Here is an 862-nt window from a genome sequence, read left to right on the forward strand (position 1 = left end):
GGTAAGTCGCGTCGATCATGACGGTCTTCGGTACGGCCTCCGCTGCCGCAAGACCCTCCATCATCCGCAGGAAAACACCCCGTTCGCCCCAACGCTTCCACCGGTTGTACAGCGTCTTGTGCGGACCGTACGCGCGCGGCGCATCACACCAGCGCAGCCCATTGCGGTTCACGAAGACGATGCCGCTCAGAACCCGTCGGTCATCCACCCGCGGCCGGCCGTGGCTCTTGGGGAAGTACGGCTGCAGACGCGCCATCTGCTCATCCGTCAGCCAGTACAGGTCGCTCATCCACGGTCTCCTCACGGAGCCTGAATCAGATCGTGCCTCTCACATCAATGGGTCCTGACCCTAGGCCTGATACCAGTTTCTCAAACTCGGCTTCGTCGAGTCCGCAAGCGGACCGGTCGAAGCTGCGGATGTAGAACGCCATCACTTGCTCGCTTACCCCCGCGATCCGGTTGCACTCCGAGCAGGACGGAAACAGGAAGCCTTCGGGCCCATGTTTCTTGATGAAGACGATGCGAGCAGGGGCGTGATCGATCTCCGTCGTCGGCCGCCTTCCGGCGCAGTAGCAACACCGCGGGTTACTTGCGATGAAGGCGGCCCGATCCACCTTCTGCGGCATTTTCGCCATGGCTCGGCCTCGTCCTTCCATCGGCACCTCCGCGGCGCCATCTCTGTCCGCAACGCCGCATGTAGCGAGCAGGTTCGATCGTCCTCACCGCGCTGATCTGGCAGGGATGTCGCGTGTCATGGTTGTCGTCAGCCTCGCAGTGCGGCGAAACGGGTCTGCAGGCTAGCGGCGAGCGACTGCCGCCCCTCGTTGTTGTTGAGGTAGGCGAGGTAGCGATGGTGTTGCAG

General features: G+C 62.9%; 2 protein-coding genes. Both read right to left on the reverse strand.

Annotation, left to right across the window (positions count from 1 at the left end; genetic code table 11):
• The coding region (locus ACH0AE_RS17905; RefSeq protein WP_406876183.1) for a transposase at positions 1-289 on the reverse strand (289 nt) is incomplete at its 3' end.
• Between the two features lie 25 nt (positions 290-314).
• Entirely contained in the window at positions 315-635 is a 321-nt protein-coding gene (locus tag ACH0AE_RS17910) for an HNH endonuclease (protein ID WP_406876184.1), read from the reverse strand.
• Positions 636-862 lie beyond the last annotated feature (227 nt).

Origin of the sequence: Sphingomonas sp. 179-A 2A2 NHS (assembly GCF_045371305.1) — a bacterium.
In the GTDB taxonomy this organism is placed as follows: Bacteria; Pseudomonadota; Alphaproteobacteria; order Sphingomonadales; family Sphingomonadaceae; genus Sphingomonas.

Excerpts from the sequence above, each read along its gene's own strand:
- ACH0AE_RS17910 (WP_406876184.1), bottom strand. The coding sequence starts at position 635 with ATGGCGAAAATGCCGCAGAAGGTGGATCGGGCCGCCTTCATCGCAAGT.